The following is a 20,587-nucleotide window of genomic DNA, read 5'->3' as shown; positions in this document are numbered from 1 at the left end:
TCGCAGATCTCCAAGAAATCGATCAAACGGACCATTTGCGGCAAGTGCGAAGCCCTCTTCGCGACTCGCCGCAAATGCCTGGACGCTACTTTTCGAAGTGACAGTCAAGGTAGAGGGTCGCGGCGAATTGATTTGCGACGACCTGCACCACCTTGCCGATGACCGTTGCGTAGTCGCCATTGCGCAACGCCATGAAGCGGTCCAGCTGCTTCGGATCGGTGCGGCAGATGACCTGGCCTGTCTGGGCACCGGCGGGCGTGCCCAGAAGGCCTGTCTTCACCTTGGCTGTGCTGAATGGAATCTCGATGGAGTTACGCCCATCCTGAATACTTTGGCTCCTGCCGAGCGCCTCTCCAGGGGTCATCATGATAGCCACTTGGCCGTCGATGCGGAAGACACGTCCCATGTACTGGTTCTCTATATCTGCTGGCTTCAGACCAAGCGTCAAGGGCCGTTTCGTCAGCTTCTGCCCAAGCTCGGTAGCCGTGATATTCGTGATCTCGTCGCTATGGGTCTCTGCATGGGCAGCAGCGGCGGCAGCGGCACCTGCACCGTCCATCGTGACATGTGTCAATATCCCGCACATAAAGCTTTGCATGTTCTCAGCTGTGGCTACCTGCCCCTGATTGAGCTGAAGCGCCATGATCAGCCGGTTGTTCGCCTTATTGGCTTTGATCAAGATGGGATAGCCTTTGTTCTGATTGTTCAGATGCAGGAGTCCAGTTTTGTCTTTCCGAACGACGGTGAGTGTTCCCTCATCCCCTTCATAATTTTCAGAGCCAGGAGCAAGTCCACTGTCGATGGAAATCTTTTCGACCTGGCCGAGGGCACTGTGGATGTCAAGGTGGGGGATGGTCACGTAGGTCAGGTAAGAGGATCCGTTGCGCGGGTCGCCACTTATTTTGAAGTTTGCCGCGCATTCATTCTGCGCAGAAGCCACCTTCATGCTGAGCAAGAGCGAGCCAAACAACACCATGTTAGATATGGCAACCAGTCGATTCTTGCCCTGACGTCCCGCTATGCAAAACTTCATCTTTTCTCTCTCCTTATTTTGGTCTAATGCAACAGCATTCGTCCCTGACTTGCAACATGCCAGAGGGGTAACTGAGGCGCGCATCATCGTTTCGGTGTAGCGCCTGCATCAGCATTTGGCGGACTGGGGACGACCTGCACAGCCAATTTGCTCGCGACGAAGATGTTTTCGTTCATCGCGGTGGTTGCGGGAAACTTGAGTGCACCCTTCGCGAAGATGGTGTCTCCGACTTTGACGTCGGCCAGCTTGATGGTTTCGAGCTCCGCTTGAGAAGTGGTGCTTGATACACCATGCAGGGTTCCAACGATTGCTCTCGGCTCGCCCTTCAGAAAGGCCGTCTGTTCGTTGACCTCAATCACCTGAGATACCTTATCCGGGCGTGCGATGGTCAGCTTCGTTCCGCCAATCGCCATGACTTTGCCATAGACGTCAGATTGACCGATCCCGCCATGGGCCAATAGTTTTTGAGAAGTCTCGGCAGTGACAATCATCACGTTTTTAGCGTGTTTCGTTATGCCATCCGGGTCAAGATGACCGATCACGTTAATCGAATTGCCAACGTGGATGTCAGTAACCTTCGCTGGCACCATTTTGAAGGATGACCCAACTTGTTTGAAGAAAGCTGTGTCGGCTGCAAACACAATGGTGAACGGTTCGTTCGCAACCGTTTTGATTTTGACCTGGTCAGCTTCAATCGCAGTAACAGTTCCGCCCAAGTCGCCGTCAGGCACACGAGGCACTTGCGCACCACTCGATTGAGAACTGGATAACAGGGAGAGAATGCCCAGGAGACAGGCAAGGATGAGCGCGCTTCGCTTCGAATGATTTTGGTTCATTGGGGGCCCGTAGATTATGCGAGTTGCAATGTGTGCGACTGAACGAGAGTAGCTTAGCTACTGATATTTTTGTGCAGAAACGATCTGAGGCGATAACGGCCTCATTGCTCGGAGGCTATCAGTGCCCGTCGCTGACTTCCCGTTGAAAGGGGACCCCCATCAGCAGAAGCGGAGTGTCTAGAGAGCGTTTTGGATTCATTGTTTCCTTTCCTTTTTATCGAGTTCTTCATGCAATCACCTCAGGATCAGGACGCCCTAAGGAACATGAACCACCATAATAACTTGTCGATGATTTGCAGATGCGGCTCCCTTGCCTCTGGGTTTGTCCCCAAGAGAGTACAAAACGTCCCGGCACTTCGATGAGTGACCCGGCCTTATTTTGAGCCGAGGACAACGCCCTGGCGAATCGGGGGACACTGACGGACTTCACAGAACGAATGCTGCTCAGCCTGATAGGCTATGCGCGTGTAATCGTAATGCCACGCTCCGCGTATGGCCTGACGAGCTCCTCTTCGACGGTTCGCTCTGTGATGATGCCGTTCACGTCTTCGAGCCCAACAACTTCGTAGGGTGAGGCAGCGTTTAGTTTCTCAGCAGAGGCAAGAACCAGCGTCTCAGCCGAAGCACGGCTAAGAGCACGCTTCACTGCGGCTTCTTCGTAGTCGCCAGTGGTGAGTCCCGTCTTTGGGTGTATGCCGGTCACGCCCATGAAAAATGTGTCGGCATGGATATGGCTGATTGCTTCGATGGCGGCGGCGCCAACAGCGACCACGGAATGCTTGAAAAAGCGACCTCCGATCAGAATCACTTCAAGTCCGCCATGATCTACCAGTTCGAGCGCGATTGTCGGGCTATGGGTCACGATGGTGGCCTTCAGGTCGAGCGGGAGATGTCGAGCAATCTCGCGCGAGGTGGTTCCGCCGTCAAGGATGACTACTTGGCCTGACTGAATCATCGTCGCAGCCGCGATACCAATGGCGATCTTCCCTTCATGCCGCAATTGCTCACGACCGGCAAAGTCGGCAAGTGCGGGAGACGCAGGTAGAGCACCACCGTGAACACGTTGCAATAGTCCATCTTGTGCAAGTTCGCGCAGATCCCGGCGGATCGTGTCTTCAGAGACACCCATAGACCGACTTACATCCTTGGCGACAACTTGCCCATTTTCCTTGAGAATTGCAAGGATTTGCTGTTTCCGGTGTGTTGTAAGCATTCATCGCCCTCTGCATGAGTTTACTTGACATTGCACGAACATGCACGATAATGTTCGCTCATGAGCTTGATGACCCTGGAAACGGCCACAAAGGAAAGAGTTCGGATCAAGCAAGTCGAGACCCTTTCCGACGATTGGTACGTGCTGAAAAAGACGACCTTCGAGCTGCTTCGCAGAGATGGAAGTTGGCAGCAGCAGAGCCGTGAGACCTATGACAGAGGCAATGGCGCGACCATTCTGCTCTACAACCTTGAGCAGCGGACGGTGGTGCTCACTCGACAGTTTCGCTTTCCTGCCTACGTCAACGGCCATTCTGGCATGTTGATTGAAGCCGCCGCTGGACTACTTGATCAAGCCAGTCCCGAAGATCGAATCCGAGCAGAAGCGGAAGAGGAGACCGGCTATCGCGTATCGCATGTTCGGAAGGTCTTCGAAGCCTTCATGAGTCCCGGCTCAGTTACCGAACGGCTTCACTTCTTTGTTGCAGAGTATCGGAGCGGATCGCGGGCGGCACCGGGAGGCGGCAATCGCGAGGAAGGCGAAGATATCGAAGTTCTGGAGGTGTCATTTGACGAAGCCATAAACGCAATCGGAAGTGGAGAAATCCAGGACGGCAAGACGATCATGCTACTCCAGTACGCACTCATCCACCTTTTCCAAGCCCAGGGAGCCCGCACCTAATGTCAACGACGAAACAATCGCTCATGATCCTGATTGCGGGGCCTTATCGCTCCGGAACCGGCGACGATCCTGCATTGATGGAAGCGAACCTACAGGCACTTGAATCGGTAGCTCTACCGCTCTACCTAGCTGGGCATACTCCACTTGTTGGAGAGTGGCTTGCCCTGCCGCTGCTCAGGGAAGCAGGCTCGAAACGGCCAGGAGATGCCATCTATGACCAAATTCTCTACCCGATCGCAAATCGGCTCATCAAGCGTTGCGATGCCGTGCTTCGGCTGCCAGGGGCTTCGAAGGGAGCTGATGAGGACGTGCGACTCGCGCAAGAACGAGGTCTGCCAGTCTGGACATCACTTAGTGAGGTTCCCGGATACGCTGAACTGGCCAAAAGATAAGCGCATGATTCGTGACGCTGAACGCGCCATGGTCCGGGATATTTCACGATGATGGCGGCGAGCAGACAGAAGCAGACGGTGTCAGCCTCAACGGAGCGTCTTTGCTCACAAAGAGCAACCGTGAGAACCGGTTGTCTAAACAAAGTCTTTGCTCTCTAGACTCCAAATATGTCTCGGTCGGGAACTTTTTCAGCTCGATACCGTAAGAGCGATATGCGTGTTTCTGTGCTATTTCTAGCCGTGTACCTTTGCACCTGGCCTTTGATGTCACAGGCGAAGCTGTCAACAGCAGGCTCTACGTTGCAGCCTTTGCAGGCCCCGAACGGAACAGCAGTAAGCAAGCCTTTTGCGTTTCCTTTGCAATTGGAGATGCGTGTCCCATTTGACCCGACCGCATTTCCAAACGGACTGAATTCGTATCTGCTGTATGAGCTCTACTTAACGAACTTCGCGCAGACTCCCATCACTCTGAACCGTATCGAGGTCCTGGATGCGGATGTTACAGGAGCACCGCCGATCGGGAGCTTCGATGCCACTCAACTCAAAGCCATGGTGCAGGTCTATGGAGCCATGAAAACTGCCGACCCAAAGGAGAAGTTGACTCTTCCTCCCGGCCAAAGCGTCGTCGTGTTCATGTCGGTGGTCGTCAATCGCAAAGCACCTATGCCGAGCAAATTAATCCATCGGGTGATTGCTGCCGACTCGATGGTTCAGGGCGCGGAGATTTCCACCCGACACAACGCGTTGCACGTGCTCAGCCCTCCAGTGGAAGGTACAGACTGGCTTGCGGCAGATGGCCCCAGCAACGATGAAGACAACCATCATCGCCGCGGAATCATTGTTCTAGATGGAAGGACGGTCGATTCGAGGCGTTATGCAATCGACTGGAAGAGGGTCAAGAACGAGGTCTCGTTTGCCGGAGATTCGCGAGATGTAACCTCTTATTTTTCCTACGGTCAAGCGGTGCTGGCAGTCGCGAACGGACGTGTCTTTATGGCGCGAGACGGTCTCCCGAACAATATCCCGGGACACAACGAAGCATTCCATCCTGCCGTGCCTCTCACGCTCGACACCGTTTCAGGCAATACGATCGTACTCGATCTCGGTAGCGGCCAGTTTGTTTACTACATGCATCTGAAGCCGGGAAGCGTGCTCGTGAGGTCGGGAGACTTTGTTCGAAAAGGTCAGATGTTGGCGCGTATTGGTGCCTCTGGAGACGCGCGTGAGCCTCATCTTCATTTCGAGGTCACCACTTCTTCGACTCTCCTTTTCGGGGAGGGAGTGCCATACCTGATTGACCACTTCCGCACACAGGGCGGAGGCGGAGGTCAACCAGTGATTCATGTGAACGAGTTACCGCTCGGTAAGAGCGTCGTCAGTTTCGGGGACCCAGAGCATGAGTGACATTGACACGTCAGTGACGTTCATCTCTGTCCTTTTCGTGTTGAGCGTCCGGAGACGATTCTGGACTGCTTGAAATGGTTTTCGACGAGCGCATCTGTCTATTGTCGCAAGCTGAGAATCCGATTCATTCTGGAGGCGTATGCGCTCGTTGGTTCTTGTACTCGTTGTTTTATCCTTGCCGTTCAGACTCACCAGTCAGCAGCCGGAAACATTTTCTCTTAAGATTCCGGCAGGCCCCCATGCGGTTGGTTTGCGCTTGGTGGACCAGTACGATCGCTCCCGATCTTTCCAACCGCTAGTAGACGACTTGGGGAAGCCGACCTTCGGTGAGATAGGCCGCCCCTTGCAGACTCTAGTCTGGTTTCCTGCTGAAGCTACAAAGCAGAAACACATGTCAGTGGCAGACTATCTTGCTCTTCGAAGCACGGAAACAAACTTTGCCGACCCCGCTATTTCAGCGGGTGTGGACGAATGGTTTATCGAAGGCATTCCTCACCCACACCAAGACAACACGCTAGCTGTCCGAAATGCGAAGCCTCTAGCAGGTCACTTTCCGCTTGTTGTCTATGCGCCAAGCTTCTCCTCTTTCTCATGGGAGAATCTGGACCTCTGCGAACTGCTTGCGAGCTATGGTTATGTTGTCATTGCCAGCCCTGGTATGGGCGTGGAGCGTGAATCCACGCACGATCTTGCCGGGGTGAACGCCCAGGCCGAGGACATCTCTTTTCTTATTGGCTGGGCCGAATCTCTGCCTGATGCGGATGTGACTTCAGTCGGAGTCGTGGGTTTCAGTTGGGGAGGACTCTCGAACCTCTTTGCGGCGGCTCGGGATAACCGTATCAGGGGGCTCGTGGCAATTGACGGCAGCATGAGGTACTATCCGGGAATTGTTGAACAATCAGGGGACGTGCACCCGGACACCATTACGATTCCACTCTTATTTTTCACGGGAAGGTATTCGCTTGAAGATCAAGCTCAACTGAATGCCAGATTCAAGAATGCTGCGGGTCCCAGTGTGCTTGATGCGTGGACGCATGGGGACCTCATGACGGTTCACATGCAGGAGATGATTCACCCCGAGTTCAATACGCTTACCCAGCGGACAGAACGGTATTGGCGAGCGGAATTTCCAAACATAGCAGAAACTGACATTACTCGCGAGGATGGCCTCGTTGGATACCAGTGGGTCGTTCGATACACCCTTGAGTTCTTGGATGCGTACCTGAAACACGACCCAAAAGCAACAGCGTTTCTCAAAAGTTCACCCGACCAGAACGGTGTGCCGAAACATGCACTGAATGCCTCCTTTCGAGCAGCTAAGCCCTTTACGTTGCCTTCCTTTGCGGACTTCCGGGTCAAGGTCGGGCTAGCAGCATTCGAACACGTAGCTGAAGAGTACGCATCGACACGGCTGAAAACACCGGAGTATCACTCAGTGCTGATGTGGTCACAGACTGGGCTTTCCGTTTGCTTGGACAACACCACTTCGCTGAGGCTATCAACGTGATGCAGTTTGCGATTCAGCTACAGCCTTCAAGCCGTGCCTACGGCAACCTTGGGGAGATCTACATGAAAGCAGGCCGGAAGACCGCGGCGATCGAGAACTTCAAAAAAGCGCTCGCACTCGATCCCGGAAACATCATCGCCAAAGGAGATCTCGATGTCGCGGAAGGAAAAGCTGTCATGTAGATCTTTATAAACGCGCCTATCATCAACCGTAATTAGAATGGGTGCGAAAACCCCAAAGGATTACTTTGGGGCGTCAAGCTAAGATATTGAGGTGATGATTCGATCCGCTCTGATTTCTGCTCTTCTGCTTATATGTAGTGCCGCCGTTTCTCGCGCAGCCGTGCTCAGTCCATGTGATGCTGCGACCGCAAATCCCACACGGGTAGGCAAAGGCCAGAGGTCCGATGCTCCCATCACCATTTCATGGACGAACCTTCTTCGTCCCGCTGTTCTCAAATCCGGCGAGCCGCTGCCTCATTGGTCATTATGTGAACGTATGGCGTACTACCACGTTCCTGGAGTGGCCGTTGCGGTGATAAGGGACGGGAGAGTCGTACAAACCGCTGGCTATGGCGTACTGGCGGAAGGCAGTAGCCAGAAGGTGAATGCCGATACGTTGTTTTCGGTCGGATCAGTCAGCAAGGTGGCCACAGCATCCATCATCCTGCGCATGGTGGCCGCGGGTAAATTGAATCTCGATAGCAATGTAGATCGTTACCTCACGAGTTGGCACGTACCCCCAACGAGGGACGTCCCCGATCCCGACGTCACGCTGCGAATGCTGATGTCACACACATCAGGTTTCAACGTCGGTGGCTTTCCCGACTTCATGCCAGATGAGCATGTTCCCACCCTTATCGAGACACTGGATGGCAAACCGCCAGCCAAACATCATGCCGTTCGCCTGACCTCGGTTCCCGGTACGCGTTATAGCTACTCGGGTGGGGGAATCATGGTAGAGCAGCAGCTGCTTGAGGATGTGACGAAGACAAACTTCGCGGATATAGCGAAGACGTGGTTGCTCGATCCGCTGCATATGAATCGCAGCACATTCGTCAGCCCTCTGCCTGCATCGACGATCAACGTTGCCAAGGCGCATGACAACGACGGCCACCTCGTCGCCCTGCCACGCGGATGGCAGACATTTCCTGAACAAGCAGCCTCCGGCCTATGGAGCAATGCTCCGGAACTAGGAAGCTGGGTTGCGGCGCTCATCGAGAGCTATCGCGGACAGAGCAACTTTCTTCCGCGTGGATTGGCAACGCAGATGATGACCCCGGTCTCACCGAGCCCCCAAGGATTGGGCCCCGAATTACTCGGTTCCGGCGACGCAAGAGTTTTCTTTCATAGCGGCTCCAATGACAACTATCGCGCCTGGATCGAGGGCTATCTGCAATCCGGTGATGGCTTCGTCATTCTCACCAACAGCAGCAATGGTTCACTCTTGCGCCTCGAGATCCGACACGCGCTTTCGGATATGATCGGTCGCGGTGTCGATCCCGTTCTGCGAACGGTTACTTTGGATGCGAAGGATCCGGCCTATGCGGACTACAAAGGAACTTATCGCCTTGATAACAGCGTACCGATGAACATCCGAGGAAGACTTGCTGACGACTTTGACACCGATACGTTCGAAGTCGATATATCCGGAAGTAAAGCTTCCCTGCGTGTTCCCGGCGAGGATCATGCCCATCCGCTGATGGCCCTATCTCCCACACAGTTTGTGGACCCGGATTCGGATACCGTGCCCCTGACGCAATTCGAATTTCACCGCGACGCACATGGGAAAGTGCAGGCTGTCAGCGTGACAAGCGGCAACTCGCTCGCATACTACCGTCATGACTTGTCTGCGCGACCCAGTGCCCGATAAGAGTCTTGCTTTCGGTAAGAAGGAGCACATAATCGCCGAGTCAACCCTTGAGGGAGCCGAGTCTGGCAACATGCATCGGCCTGTTCACATCACCCGATGGCGAGTTTACACATGGGAACCGTAACGGCCATCCTTGCGTAAACTCGACTATGCAGATATTTCGGCCATCCGGCCTACTCTTTGTCTTTACGTTTTGCTCAATCCTGCTGTCCGCCCAGACCATCACTCCAGCACCAGCGCTCGACAATGCCCGCATTTCGCTGAAGCTTTATTTCCCTAGCGCATCGGCAGAATTTTCCGCACGGAAGACTTTGCAAGCGGACGTGGCCGAAAAGATCAAAGCGCTTCCCAAAGCCACCGTCAACGATCTCGCCAACAACCTTGACGGCGCGGACGAACTGTCTATCGCGCTACAGCGTCATCTTGCCTACATCAAGGTTCTCGCTTTGGAGAACATCGAAGATCACACCTTCCGCGAGGCTGGCGATCAAATCGCCGCTGCGCAAGCGGAGCTCGAAGCGGCCATCACACAACGCCTGCGCCAGATAGCTCCAGCAGACATCCCCTCACTGGGAAGGTACGCCTATCTTGCCCAGCAACTCCAGAGCGACGTCTCACATGTATTTTCGCCAGATGCGCAGGTTTATCGTGGTGCTGTCACGACACCGCTGGAAGCTAGCCTCTCTGACACCTACGACCGCCTCATCGACTCTCTCGGAAAAGGCAGCAAAGACATTTCCTCGCTCGATGTCACAAAGCGTCGAACCGCGGTCGCTATGCGCAACGCCTCCTACGATCAAGCGGCTCCCGCAACGGCAACCTTACTCGGGTCGCTTGTCGAACTCGAAAATCGGGATGCCATCGCTCAGGGCTACAGTAACGCCGCTGAACGCAAGTATCAATCTCTCGGTCTCAATTCTGCACTCGTAGACGATATGCTCGCCGCCGTGCAGTCGCAGGCCGCTGCGTACCGCCATTATGAGCAGGTACGCGCCGCACATACGGCAAAGGTCCTCGGCGTTGCCGCCGCTCTCGCCGAGGAGCAGGACATGGTCGTTGCTCCCGCGAACCAAATCTCTCTCGCTCAAGCTCGCGACATGATCCTTGCCGCCCTTCAACCTTTAGGCCCGGACTACACCAGGCGTTTCGCCGCACTCCTCGACCCCGCAAACGGTCGGCTCGACCTGGTTGGTGGCACCCACCGCGCCGATACAGGAACTTCTATCAGTGCCTATGACGCCCCTACCGGCCTCTACGACGAAGGCTATCGTGGTTCCCTCCGCGACGTAAGCAAAATCGCCCATGAAGGCGGGCACGCCATCCATCGAGAGCTGATCAACAGCAACTCCATCCCCGTATACCAAAGGGAGGGGCCTCACTACCTCTTTGAGAGCTTCGCGATATTCAATGAACTGCTGCTGCTCGACCAGGCCACCAAGTCCGCCACCACGCCAGCCGCCCGAGAATACGCTCTTGAGCGTTTGCTCTCCAAGATCGCATTGGAGCTCTATGTCTCAGCGGAAGAAACAACCTTCGAGAAAAATCTCTATACACAGGCCGCAGGTGCCGCCATGCTTGATCGCGAAAAGGTTGACACCATCTTTCAGGCTTCCCTCCAACCCTATGAATTCTGGCCCATGTCCGACGTGGGAGTGTCCCGAAACTGGATGCGCAAATCGCTCGTCTTTGAAGACCCACTCTATCTCGTGAACTACCTCTATGCTTCCGTGATCGCGGTCGCTCTCTTTGACAAAGCTCACTCCGATCCGGCCTTCGCGGAGAAGTACGATGCCCTCTTGCGTCGCGGCTTCGACGCAGATCCGCAAGCGCTGCTAGCCACGTTGGACATCCATCTCGACGACCCGCATCTCGTCGAAGCTGCCGCGAAACTCTTTGAAGAGAAAACGAATGAACTACAAGTTCTTTACGCTGGCAGGTAGAGCTTTCAGCCAACTATGATGGGAGAGAAGGTAAACGAAGATTCTGCGTGTGGAAGCTCTGGTGCCTTCACGGCCAAACATTTCAACTATTTCGACAAATGACCAGCTTTCGATCTCGTTGAACTCGAAACCAAGCGACATATTTCACCAGACATTCACTCTCAGGTATCGATTCCGCGTCCGCGAACTGTTCGTATCTGGTTGCTGGCCATCCTTCAGCACTGGTTAGCCCATGCGCTCGGCTATATGGTGCATGAGTACGCGCATAGTTTTACGGCGTGGCTTCTCCATTTCAAAGCCAATCCGCTCGCTCTCGACTACGGTCACATAACCCTCGATAACATTCTCTTTCAAGAGGATATTGATGAAAATGTCGATTACGGGCCGATTTTCGCAGCTGGTCATGGCTATCTGGCGGCGCTGATAGCGGTTGCTGGCGTGCTCATCGGAAATGGACTCTCGTATCTTTTGAGCCGCTTGCTGTACGCAAGGGCACAGATGAAGGAGTCGCGCGTGTGGGCTATGTTCTTCTTCTGGATTTGTGTAATGAGTGTGGGAAACTTTCTGTCCTATGTGCCGGTGCATACCTTTGCGACGCACGCAGACCTGGCGACGACGGTTCAGGGATTTGGCGTGTCTGCCTGGATGATTGCGGTCGTGCTCGGGGTACCGTTTGCTATAGCAATCTGGCACTTCTTGACCAGAATGCTGCCCGACGCGAAGGTGTTTCTATTTCAACAAGAGCCAGTCTCGCAAGGAGTTCTCATCCTATTGACGACCGACCTCATCTTCGTGTTCTTTGGAGGTTCTGGCATCCGCAATTACGGTAGCGCGTCTCATTGGCTCTCTGCATTCTCCAAGTATGTTCTGTCCCCTGTGATAACGGTTTTCTCCCTACAGCAGTCAGCTCATAGGTGGCCGATTCGTGAGCGACTATATCGTTCATGAGTTGAATCGCAATGCTTATAGCGTCAGCGGTATGTGCAAAGGAATTCTCCAGGAAAATTTGGCGGGCAAGCAAGGCTTTGGTCCAGATGCGCGCGCTTCTCTTAGGTGAGCCGCTTGCGTACTCAAATCGTCATGCGCTCTTCGAGGTTGCGGGCGTTAGAAACGCGCATTGGCCTTTTATCGTCAGTTGAGATCGGCATTAGCGACACAAGCCGATCCGCTTACCAGCAGAAGCTTCTGCCTGTACGTCATTTGACGGCTTATATACTTTTCTTCTCACTAGTAGCCCAGATGAGGAGGATGTAGATGTCTGCACGCTCTGTCCTAGCTATAAAGCTTCTTTTCTCGATCCCCCTCGCCGGCTTGGCGCAAACGCCGATGCATATCCGCATCGACTTGACCGACGCTTCGCGCCGAATCATCCATGTCACAGAGCAGATTCCGGTGCATCCTGGACCGAACACTTTTGCCTATCCGGAATGGATTCCTAGTCAGGAGCTCCCCGGAGGGCCAATCGATAATCTGGTGGGTATCGTCTTTCGCTCTGGTTTTGCGGGCGGCGATTTGGTGCCTTGGCGTCGCGACCTTTCAGACCCCTACAAGTTTCATGTCGTTGTTCCCCAAAACACTTCTTCGCTTGTCGCGTCTTACGACATCCTTGAGGTTTCCAGCCGTGCAAACACTATCGGCACCAATCACACGAGCTCTCACGTCGTCATGATCGAGCCGAGCGAAGTGGTGCTGTATCCCACCGATAAATCGCTACATGACACGCCCGTCATGACCGAGATTCACTTGCCGGCCGGTTGGAAGGCCGCAACAGCTTTGCGTACCGGTGGATCGACCGCGCCTTCGCTCAATGGGCCAGACACCACGTTCCAGACCGTGTCGATTGAACAGCTGATCGATTCGCCCATCCTCGCCGGGGATCACTGCCGTCAATACCCTCTGGCACCCGAGATCCATCCGGTCCATACGCTTGACGTTTGCTCAGACAAAGACGCTGATCTGGAGCTACAACCTGCCTTTCTAGCCAGGATGACAGCTTTGGTTCAGCAGGCCACGAAGCTGTTCGTAGGTCATCATTACGAGCACTACGACTTCCTTGTAGGTGCGTCGCCACACCTGCATGGTGATAGTGCGGAACACACGCAGTCAGCCGATTACATTGTGAGTAGCCTTGACATGTCTGATATCGCAAACGCTGGCGTTGTTGGCTCCCTGCTGCCGCACGAGTTCACGCACTCATGGTGCGGAAAATATCGCCGTCCGGCTGGCGAAGCGACTGCGGACGACAACACGCCAATGCAAAACGACCTGATCTGGGTTTATGAAGGTTTCACTCAATATTACGGCAACGTGCTGGCCGCTCGCGCTGGTTTCCGTACGCCTGACCAAACCGTAGGTGCATTCGACTATGAAGCATTTCAGGTCGATAAGCCGGGGCGTCGATGGCGCTCTGTCCAGGACACAGCCGATGCCTCTGCGATCCTCCGCGGTAACGATTCCGCCTGGGCAAGCTGGCGCCTCAGCCAAGACTACTACTACGCCGGAACACTTCTCTGGCTGGAAGCGGACGTAAAGATTCGGGAAGTTACACGGGGTAAAAAATCTCTGGATGATTTTGCAGCGCTCTTTTTTGCTCCGCCAGTGGCGAATTTGTCCTCACGAGACACTGCGGCAGGGGTTTTTCCGTACACGTTGGCAGACCTTCTTCAGGCTCTGAATACCATTGCTCCCTTTGACTGGCAGGGATTTTGGCAAGAGCGCCTGAACGCACTTAATTTGAGGTCACTTACCGGAGGACTAGAAGCCGCCGGCTACAGCTACGTCTATCAGAGCACGATGATTCCGGCCGAAGCGGACTTCATCAAGGCGTCGCATATGGCTGAGATGTACCACTCACTTGGCCTGCAGGCCATGGCGGACGGCACTCTGCTAGACGTTTGGATCGACAGCCCCGCCTACGCGGCTGGGCTCGGTCCAGGCGACAAGCTGATCCAGGTAAATGCCAAACCTTATAGCGCAGAAAGTCTTACTGCAGCAGTGCACGCTTCGCTGACAAATAATGACTTCATTGTTTTGGAGGCATCTAGGGATGATGAAACACATGTTTACAAGATTTCCTACCATGGAGGGGAGAGGTATGCTGCGCTGGTAAGGAACGGAAAGCCGGATCTCCTGACTACGAAGATCCTTTTGCCCAAGTAGGATAGCGTACGCACTCGCATCATAATGGGCGACTCTCGTGATGGCAGTCCGTTCCTCGTTAACGCTCTTCTCTTCAATGGTGATCTCGACGAGCGCTAAATCGCCAAGGCACTCATTGACAAGGACAGAGCCTCCAGCGGGCTCACAAAAACTCGTTTTATTGGCAAGTGGTGGGGGCAAACTACTATCCGACGTGAAGCGAAGTGTGCAGGTTCTCCAAGAGACCTAAGACTAAGTCCAGCCTCTGCTCTAGAGCAGAGACTGGACTTGATTGTAATCGCATTACGGCAGCCTGGACTATTCGTCAGCCTGGTATGCAGCGTTGCTGGAGATCTCGGTCGGGTCTTGAGTTTCGACGGGAGGGAGACCTTTGGTTAGCTTGATGGTTGAGACAGCGGGAAAGCTGCCAGTGATTTGGGGACGTGTGTATCGCATATTGTGGTTCCTCTCTGTGTTTCGGATTTCCGTGCGGTGCAAGCTAGAAGCCTTTCCACACGGAGCTTGATGGCCGCTAGATTCAGGCCGAATGTTTTTCGAATGCAGCGCTTCCATGCATGGAAACTTCACTACCACTAGTAGTCGTGTGGCTAGCTCTCAACCACAACTCGTATGCGATCGTTTTCATCAGTGCCTGACTCCACTCCGGAGCACCATTGGAGCAGCGCTTCTGCTCGTGCCGTAATCTGTCGATATCGACAAAACCTTCCTCGGCGAGGTGAGAGTCGTCCCATAGTCGGTCAAGTTTTTCCTGTGCTCTCTGCATCGCATTCAGCGGAGCTCTAAGCTGGAACGCCTTTCGTCGCCGCTCCAAAATCTCTAGAGGCACAATTCCTTGCAGTGCTCGACGCATGAGCGTGCGGCGTCGGCCCGGTCTGAGTAGCTGATCCCGAGGAATGCTGAACAGGTAGGTCACCAAATCCTTGTCCAGCATTGGATATCGATATTCGGGCCTGAACAAAAGCTGGGGTCTTGTGTGTGGAAGCGTCTCCATGACCTGCCACCATGACAGCGCGTTGTCTAACTGGTGAGGCAATGCCGCAAGTCGTTCGGGGAATTTCACATAAGCCCGTTCCGCGTGCTCGCTCAACCGACGCAGCTCGGGAGATAGCCATGGTGGACCCTTTCGGGTTCTCAATCTCCCACGGCCGTAGAGTCGGAACGCGAATCCGAGTGTGTCGCGAAGGCAGAAGATCAAAGGCGTGCGATCGGTCAGGCACCAAGCCAAACTACGACTCAGGAGCCCTGATACGTTCCCGGTGACGAGGTATCCTGCCAACTCTGGAAGTGGATCGGGAATCCCGCCCAGCACCTCGTCGCCACCGATGCCAGATAAGACGACCCTATAGCCTCTGTCCCAGGCATTCGTCTTGAGCAGGCGCTCCTGAGAAATTGAAAAGCTGTCGGCACCGGGAAGACGGTAGATCCCCTCCTTTACCTGTGGAGGATCAAACGCTCGTTGAGAGATGGCTGTGTTCAGATGAATGCCAACCTTGCCGCGCCGGGCTTCCGTGATCTCGAAGTATGACCGTTCATCGAGAGACGATTCAGAGTCGTCGTAGTAGGAAATTGTGTCCAAGAGTTCGGCACCGGGATCTTGAGATAGTCGAAGATGGTCAGACATGCAGACGATCGCGGTGGAATCCATACCGCCGCTGAGTTGCGCCAATACCTTTGCTCCCGGTCCAGTGCGTCGTGCGACCGATCGTCCGAATAGATCAAGAAAATGCTCATCGTATTCAGCATCGGATCCGTACTGGATCGATGTCTGAATGAGTGGACTCCAATGGCTACTCTGCACAGCGAAGCGGTCGCATATCGCAATGTAGTGACCGGGGCGGACGCTTGAGATGCTCTCGTACGGCGTCCGCTCCTGAACGGGTAGGCAGGATAGATAACTTGCCGCATAGTCTTTGGAAAGGTGATCGAGTCCTTGTCCCTCAAAGCTGTCCAGATAGGTGGACCAGCGAAAGCCGTCTGATGCGCGTTCCAGGTAGAGTGTTCTCGAACCGGCGTGATCGCGCGCAAGGTAGAGACGATCGTCCAATTCCGACCAGAGAGCGACGGCCCAATCTCCGGTGAAACGGGAGAAGCATTCCGCTCCCCACCGGGCAAAAGCCGCGAGTACGATCTCGGAATCGGACACCGTCGGGTTGGTTAGGTCAAGCTTGCGAGCAAGCTCATGATGATTGTCCAGCCTTCCATCGAAACATACGAGATCTCCAGCTGGCCCCAACGTTGGCCCAACTTCGAGATGCGAGCGCTCATGGGTCTCGAAGGGCTGAAAGCCCATGGCGACATGCCCCAGGACTTTGATTGAAATCTCACCCAGTCCGTATCGTTTTGTCGCTTGAGTGAGATGGTGTAGGTCTTTCTCAGAAGCGCTCGTTCTGTTCGTTTTCAATACTCCGCAAATGATGCTCATGATGAACCTCGCTAGCAGCGATCCAATACACGATAAATATCTGTGACATAGGGCTTGTCGTTTACGACACGTCCCTCGACTTCAACCCATGCGTGCGATTGAAGAGGCAAAACCTGCGCCCCGATGACCATCTCGGCCATCCAGCCATGGCGACGAAGGAGAATTGCCGTGGCTGCCGAGCGCTGGAGACAAAGCACGCGCTTGATGTAGAAGACAGAAGCCAAATCCATGGCGTGGCAGAGTGTTTCCACTCTCAATGGATTCTGAACATCTGTGCGAGATTGCGACGCCGAGAGCCGGGACTGTATGGCTCGAAAATCATGAAAGTGCATAAGGTAATCGAAGTAGAGCAACAGGAACCAGCTTTCGATGATCTGCAACATAAACTCTCCTTCTCTGCTTTGTGCTCTCTCAGCTCAAACCTCGTGCTGATACTTAGCTTGCGATCTGGGCCAAAAGTCTAGGATCGTTCGCAGCTCGATCCATGTGCCGTGCAAGGGTTCTCCCGAAGGCTTGACGTCTGGGATCGTTGCGCTCTGGAGTCGACAGCCATTTACCTCGTCCATAAAGCGTCGAAGCCGCAGCGAGGAGCGGTGACAGGGCGAAAGCCTTGCGGATCCTCTCGGGATCACAGACTGTGGACATTGTTGACACGTATAAGTCCCGAAGGGACCGCTCGCGATGCCGGAGTTCGTCAGGACTTGCGGTCCTGTTTAGAAGCAACAAGTGTTCGAATGTGATGAGTGGGTTGCCGAAGAACGCATCACTCCAGTCAATGAACTGGCAGTGGCTTGCACACTGCAAAATATTCCCGAGATTAAGATCACCGTGCAAGACACTATCTGGGATTGGCATACGCGCCGCATAGTCACTCACCCTCCCCAGGATCTCGAGTATTTCTCGAAGACGCGAGACGTCGACACGTGGCACGCGCACGGACGTTTGCAGAGCCATTGCCATTTCGAGAAAATCGAAGAGTTCGCGGCCGTGCGCTGCGAGAACATTCGAAGTGTGGTCCGAGACGCCTGCTTGAAAAAACTCCCGTTGCCTTGCCATCGTGCTGATTTGCAGAGCGGCCAACGATCGCACAGCCGACTGAAGAAAACTTAGTGGGAGAGGCGCGTGTTCACTCTCCCCGACTGGATGCCCATCTTCCGACATGAGCCATGCATTTCATTCAGGCTTCGTCGATACGATGGTAGGCGCATGCACACCCGCGACCCTGCTGAGCAGATAGGTGAGAGGGAACTCGTGAAGGTTTGGCTCACCAACCGCTTTGAGCCAATAGCGCCGTCCATCACTCGTACCGAATCTAATCAGAGCGAAAGGTCCTGCCGCGTTGTACTGCTCAACCCTCTCGTCGAGGCTGACGCTATCGCCCGTAGCCGAGCGAATCCATTCAGCCGCCTCGCGATACCAACCCATCCGGGAGAAGGTGGCTTTGTCCCGGTCGGTGCCGAGGTGCATCACGCGATCTTTCTCCCGTTCTGACAGTTCATTTTGAGCGATCTGTTGCATGGGAACGCTCTCCAAGCAAGAGGAGCGCTCATGGCTAAGTAGTTCGGCCAAAACAAGGTCGCTGGAGGGATCATCCCTGCCCACAAACTCGAGAACTACGACATTCGCCCCCCAAGTTGAGAAAACCGCAGCTTGTGCCTGTCGAACCTTCCTCTGACCCAGAGCGATCTCCACGCGTGGAATTTGATAGCCCGCTGCAGTGCGGACAGCAGATACTCGCAGCGAATCGCTCTCCACGATCAAGACTCGGAAAGTCATCGACTCAAGATGAAGGGTCATGTGGTCTCCTCTTTATCCTTGGGAAACCAGTTGCTGCTGCCGTAAGGATTCGATGAAGGAGTTGACCTCGAGCTGGACAACTTCAAGCGACTCGCCAGTTGCCTCCGCTAGCTCCGTTGCAATCACGTCGGGATGCTTCGCCTGTTCCAGGCCACTCCAGATAAATGCCCCCGTTGGGTTGAGAGTCGTAATGGAACCGCGCGCGGCATCCAAGATGGCTGCGCCATCTTGGTCAACCATGGATCGCAGGTGACTTGGAATGTTGGGCATGGGCTTGTCCCTCTCCGAATGCGTCATAGACGCCTCTTGTGAGAAAGAGATTAGCCTCAGAAGTCGACCGATGGTGGAGAAAGGTACGATTTGGCCAAACTTACTCCGTACCCTAAATTCCTTCTGTTTACGGCACAAATCGCCAAGATTTGTATGGGCCGATCTCGCAAAGCGGCCAAATTTACTCAATTGTGCGCTGAGGTCTTAGGTTGGAACTGCGATGGCGGTCACCCGACTCAGAGAAGAGAGTTCCTCGGCACCGAAAGTGGCCCTTGCAGGCCGTTCAAGGCGATCCGACACGATGACGTATTGATTATCGATCCGGTCGAGATGGCCCCAGGTCGCCTCGAACTGTCGACGCAGCACATAAATCGGCCGAGACCATCCCTGCTTGCTCCAATCGCCCTTTATGTCGGGTATAGCCGAGAGTCCTTCTAGAAGCATCCACGAGCCAGGAGCAATCGGAGGAGCGAGACCTTGGAGTGGATTTGCAGATGATACCCGCAAAACCCTATCCTGCAACAACTGCAACTGAGGATGTTTGAGAGATAAGAGAGTAGGCCATTCCAGAAATTCTCTATGCCTTTGCTGCCAGACGTCTGTGGGCTCCGGCGTTGCAACTCTAGTTGTCGACTTCGGCAGCTGTGATAGTTGCTGGACCTGAAGAAGTGTCTGCAAACTATGGCGGTTTGAATCGACCAGTCTGACTCCACTCGTTGTCAGCGCATCTGAATACCGAGCCATGTGCGTCACCGTCAGATAGATCAGCGCATCGATGTGCGGCTGCGATGAGGTCGAAGATCTATAACGCCGCTCGGTTCGCTTACTGAATTTCGTGTTTAGCTGAGCTTCGAGTGTCTCGCGAACTGTGCGCAGCTCCTCTGTGGATCGCTCGAATCGTCTGTATCCAGTGGCAAACAAGCGGTCCCGTGTTCTATGTTCCCAGGGAAGAATCAGTTCAGCTCCCCGGTCCCTATAGGGTAGTTGAAATAGATCTGGGTATTCGGGTGAGGGCAGGTTCACGAGAAAGCCCTGACGTGGCCGGCGATGCGAACGGCCCGTGGATAATCGATTTCTTCCGTGACACGATTCGGCCAGACTCCACTGAGGAGGTGAAGCTTGCCGCGTGAAACCACGCAATAGCTGCATCGATATCCATTGGCGAACTGCAAAAGGTAGATCTTGCTCGGGTTCGGTCTCGCTTGTTCAGATGGAGATATTGGCTCGACCAAAGCGGTTGCGCCCGCAGGAAGGCTGGAGCCTAGGCTATCCTTGGTACCCACATGCACGTAAAAAGTTCCGGGCCGCTGCCAAGTGCCATCAGCAAGAGCTCTAAAGGGTATGTCGCGCTGCCAGTCTTCGACAAGGTTTCGCAACATACCATTCGCTGCATATAGATCTTCGGAAGCGAGTCTCGAAGGGAGCTCTATCAAGAGATCGCGTTCGAACCCATAAGATTCGATGATGTGAGTTCGACCGCCATTTAGGCGGCGGTCCAGCTCGCGAATCTTGGACAAATCGTAGCCGAAGAGTCGGTGTGCCCCCTCTATCGTCAGTGAAAAGATGTCCGCGATTTCGCGAAGAGCTCGAAGCGTGGGATGAGCCTTGGTTCGTGTGATGTTTGTGAGTAGCGTTTTTGTGGCAGCCTCTCGCCGTTCGTGTGCAAGCGCTTCTCGCTCATTCGTGCGCGGCATCTGCCTACGGAGATCGTTGAGATGATTAATCGCAGCAATGATTTGTTCTCGAGGTACATGGCGATACACGGCGAAGTCAATCTCCTCAATAGAACTCGACTAGCGGAGGTGCGAGCGACGCATACAGAGACAACGTTGAGCTCGCGAAGTGTCAAAACGAGCAAGAAGTAGTTGATGATTAACTAATCCATGATGATTCCAGCGATGGCAGGCTGTCCATCCCCCGTTGTGGAGCACGGTGTTTCCAACCTGAAGATCTACCAGCCACAGCTGCGCTGTTGGTGGCCGTGACACACGGACAGACCGTGACGTTTACTCGCATAGACGCACATAACGTTGATTCTGGCGACTGTTGGCCAAACTTATT

Annotated in this window: 20 protein-coding genes; 9 read left to right on the top strand and 11 right to left on the bottom strand. The window is 54.3% G+C overall.

The genetic code is table 11. From position 1 onward, the window contains the following. Positions 1-85 precede the first annotated feature (85 nt). From OHL14_RS01725 to OHL14_RS01715, 3 genes are all read right to left on the bottom strand, one after another. Positions 86-1,033, bottom strand: a complete 948-nt coding sequence (locus OHL14_RS01725; protein ID WP_263377577.1) for a hypothetical protein — start codon at positions 1,031-1,033, stop codon at positions 86-88. 83 nt (positions 1,034-1,116) lie between these two features. After that, complete coding sequence (locus tag OHL14_RS01720) at positions 1,117-1,764, bottom strand: hypothetical protein (protein ID WP_263377576.1); 648 nt, start codon at positions 1,762-1,764, stop codon at positions 1,117-1,119. A gap of 562 nt (positions 1,765-2,326) precedes the next feature. Beyond that, positions 2,327-3,082, bottom strand: coding sequence for a DeoR/GlpR family DNA-binding transcription regulator (locus tag OHL14_RS01715; protein WP_263377575.1), 756 nt, complete (start codon positions 3,080-3,082; stop codon positions 2,327-2,329). A gap of 60 nt (positions 3,083-3,142) precedes the next feature. On the opposite strand from OHL14_RS01715, the gene OHL14_RS01710 reads away from it, so the two are divergent. The 9 genes from OHL14_RS01710 (at position 3,143) to OHL14_RS01670 (ending at position 14,037) form a co-directional block, all read left to right on the top strand. Continuing rightward, a complete protein-coding gene (locus OHL14_RS01710; RefSeq protein ID WP_263377574.1) occupies positions 3,143-3,763 on the top strand; it encodes an NUDIX domain-containing protein in 621 nt (206 codons plus the stop codon). Further along, positions 3,763-4,155 (top strand): DUF4406 domain-containing protein, encoded by a 393-nt coding sequence (locus tag OHL14_RS01705; protein ID WP_263377573.1) that lies wholly within the window; start codon positions 3,763-3,765, stop codon positions 4,153-4,155. Before OHL14_RS01710 ends, OHL14_RS01705 begins: the two co-directional genes overlap by 1 nt. Positions 4,156-4,524: 369 nt before the next feature. Then, a complete protein-coding gene (locus OHL14_RS01700; RefSeq protein ID WP_263377572.1) occupies positions 4,525-5,559 on the top strand; it encodes a M23 family metallopeptidase in 1,035 nt (344 codons plus the stop codon). A 139-nt stretch (positions 5,560-5,698) separates the two neighbouring features. Beyond that, entirely contained in the window at positions 5,699-7,066 is a 1,368-nt protein-coding gene (locus OHL14_RS01695; RefSeq protein ID WP_263377571.1) for a dienelactone hydrolase family protein, read from the top strand. After that, positions 7,066-7,248 (top strand): tetratricopeptide repeat protein, encoded by a 183-nt coding sequence (locus OHL14_RS01690; RefSeq protein WP_263377570.1) that lies wholly within the window; start codon positions 7,066-7,068, stop codon positions 7,246-7,248. Before OHL14_RS01695 ends, OHL14_RS01690 begins: the two co-directional genes overlap by 1 nt. Before the next feature lie 316 nt (positions 7,249-7,564). Next, positions 7,565-8,938, top strand: a complete 1,374-nt coding sequence (locus OHL14_RS01685) for a serine hydrolase domain-containing protein (protein WP_263377569.1) — start codon at positions 7,565-7,567, stop codon at positions 8,936-8,938. Between the two features lie 149 nt (positions 8,939-9,087). Beyond that, positions 9,088-10,878, top strand: a complete 1,791-nt coding sequence (locus OHL14_RS01680; protein WP_263377568.1) for a M3 family metallopeptidase — start codon at positions 9,088-9,090, stop codon at positions 10,876-10,878. A 201-nt stretch (positions 10,879-11,079) separates the two neighbouring features. Further along, on the top strand, positions 11,080-11,826 hold the full coding sequence (locus tag OHL14_RS01675) for a hypothetical protein (protein ID WP_263377567.1): 747 nt from the start codon (positions 11,080-11,082) through the stop codon (positions 11,824-11,826). 306 nt (positions 11,827-12,132) lie between these two features. Further along, a complete protein-coding gene (locus tag OHL14_RS01670; protein WP_263377566.1) occupies positions 12,133-14,037 on the top strand; it encodes a M61 family metallopeptidase in 1,905 nt (634 codons plus the stop codon). A 297-nt stretch (positions 14,038-14,334) separates the two neighbouring features. On the opposite strand, the gene OHL14_RS01665 is transcribed toward OHL14_RS01670, so the two are convergent. The 8 genes from OHL14_RS01665 to OHL14_RS01630 all read right to left on the bottom strand — a co-directional run bounded on the left by OHL14_RS01665 (position 14,335) and on the right by OHL14_RS01630 (position 20,289). After that, positions 14,335-14,472 carry a hypothetical protein gene (locus OHL14_RS01665; RefSeq protein ID WP_263377565.1) on the bottom strand — a complete coding sequence of 46 codons (138 nt, stop codon included), beginning with the start codon at positions 14,470-14,472 and terminating at the stop codon, positions 14,335-14,337. A gap of 82 nt (positions 14,473-14,554) precedes the next feature. After that, positions 14,555-16,459 (bottom strand): asparagine synthetase B family protein, encoded by a 1,905-nt coding sequence (locus OHL14_RS01660; RefSeq protein ID WP_263377564.1) that lies wholly within the window; start codon positions 16,457-16,459, stop codon positions 14,555-14,557. A gap of 11 nt (positions 16,460-16,470) precedes the next feature. Further along, positions 16,471-16,842 carry a lasso peptide biosynthesis B2 protein gene (locus OHL14_RS01655; protein ID WP_263377563.1) on the bottom strand — a complete coding sequence of 124 codons (372 nt, stop codon included), beginning with the start codon at positions 16,840-16,842 and terminating at the stop codon, positions 16,471-16,473. A 52-nt stretch (positions 16,843-16,894) separates the two neighbouring features. After that, complete coding sequence (locus tag OHL14_RS20115; protein WP_396270685.1) at positions 16,895-17,620, bottom strand: phosphotransferase; 726 nt, start codon at positions 17,618-17,620, stop codon at positions 16,895-16,897. 12 nt (positions 17,621-17,632) lie between these two features. Further along, positions 17,633-17,977 carry a hypothetical protein gene (locus OHL14_RS01645; protein ID WP_263377561.1) on the bottom strand — a complete coding sequence of 115 codons (345 nt, stop codon included), beginning with the start codon at positions 17,975-17,977 and terminating at the stop codon, positions 17,633-17,635. 291 nt (positions 17,978-18,268) lie between these two features. Continuing rightward, positions 18,269-18,526 (bottom strand): PqqD family protein, encoded by a 258-nt coding sequence (locus OHL14_RS01640; protein ID WP_263377560.1) that lies wholly within the window; start codon positions 18,524-18,526, stop codon positions 18,269-18,271. Positions 18,527-18,730: 204 nt separating this feature from the next. Beyond that, positions 18,731-18,970, bottom strand: a complete 240-nt coding sequence (locus OHL14_RS01635) for a hypothetical protein (RefSeq protein ID WP_263377559.1) — start codon at positions 18,968-18,970, stop codon at positions 18,731-18,733. A gap of 575 nt (positions 18,971-19,545) precedes the next feature. Then, the gene (locus OHL14_RS01630; protein ID WP_263377558.1) at positions 19,546-20,289 is read right to left on the bottom strand and encodes a hypothetical protein; all 744 of its coding nucleotides are present in this window, start codon (positions 20,287-20,289) and stop codon (positions 19,546-19,548) included. Positions 20,290-20,587: the final 298 nt, after the last annotated feature.

The sequence above is a fragment of the Granulicella paludicola genome, from assembly GCF_025685545.1.
GTDB classification, from domain to species: Bacteria; Acidobacteriota; Terriglobia; order Terriglobales; family Acidobacteriaceae; genus Granulicella; species Granulicella paludicola.
Note: the sequence above shows the minus strand (reverse complement) of the source record. Positions and strands in the feature narration are given on the sequence as shown.

Coding starts and splice junctions, on each gene's coding strand:
- OHL14_RS01655 (WP_263377563.1), bottom strand. CDS start 16,842: ATGTTGCAGATCATCGAAAGCTGGTTCCTGTTGCTCTACTTCGATTAC.
- OHL14_RS01645 (WP_263377561.1), bottom strand. CDS start 17,977: ATGCAACAGATCGCTCAAAATGAACTGTCAGAACGGGAGAAAGATCGC.
- OHL14_RS01705 (WP_263377573.1), top strand. CDS start 3,763: ATGTCAACGACGAAACAATCGCTCATGATCCTGATTGCGGGGCCTTAT.
- OHL14_RS01680 (WP_263377568.1), top strand. CDS start 9,088: ATGCAGATATTTCGGCCATCCGGCCTACTCTTTGTCTTTACGTTTTGC.
- OHL14_RS01660 (WP_263377564.1), bottom strand. CDS start 16,459: ATGAGCATCATTTGCGGAGTATTGAAAACGAACAGAACGAGCGCTTCT.
- OHL14_RS01715 (WP_263377575.1), bottom strand. CDS start 3,082: ATGCTTACAACACACCGGAAACAGCAAATCCTTGCAATTCTCAAGGAA.
- OHL14_RS01665 (WP_263377565.1), bottom strand. CDS start 14,472: ATGCGATACACACGTCCCCAAATCACTGGCAGCTTTCCCGCTGTCTCA.
- OHL14_RS01710 (WP_263377574.1), top strand. CDS start 3,143: ATGAGCTTGATGACCCTGGAAACGGCCACAAAGGAAAGAGTTCGGATC.
- OHL14_RS01635 (WP_263377559.1), bottom strand. CDS start 18,970: ATGCTTCTAGAAGGACTCTCGGCTATACCCGACATAAAGGGCGATTGG.
- OHL14_RS01695 (WP_263377571.1), top strand. CDS start 5,699: ATGCGCTCGTTGGTTCTTGTACTCGTTGTTTTATCCTTGCCGTTCAGA.
- OHL14_RS01690 (WP_263377570.1), top strand. CDS start 7,066: ATGCAGTTTGCGATTCAGCTACAGCCTTCAAGCCGTGCCTACGGCAAC.
- OHL14_RS01640 (WP_263377560.1), bottom strand. CDS start 18,526: ATGCCCAACATTCCAAGTCACCTGCGATCCATGGTTGACCAAGATGGC.
- OHL14_RS01685 (WP_263377569.1), top strand. CDS start 7,565: ATGGCGTACTACCACGTTCCTGGAGTGGCCGTTGCGGTGATAAGGGAC.
- OHL14_RS01700 (WP_263377572.1), top strand. CDS start 4,525: ATGCGTGTCCCATTTGACCCGACCGCATTTCCAAACGGACTGAATTCG.
- OHL14_RS01670 (WP_263377566.1), top strand. CDS start 12,133: ATGTCTGCACGCTCTGTCCTAGCTATAAAGCTTCTTTTCTCGATCCCC.
- OHL14_RS01725 (WP_263377577.1), bottom strand. CDS start 1,033: ATGAAGTTTTGCATAGCGGGACGTCAGGGCAAGAATCGACTGGTTGCC.
- OHL14_RS20115 (WP_396270685.1), bottom strand. CDS start 17,620: ATGTCGGAAGATGGGCATCCAGTCGGGGAGAGTGAACACGCGCCTCTC.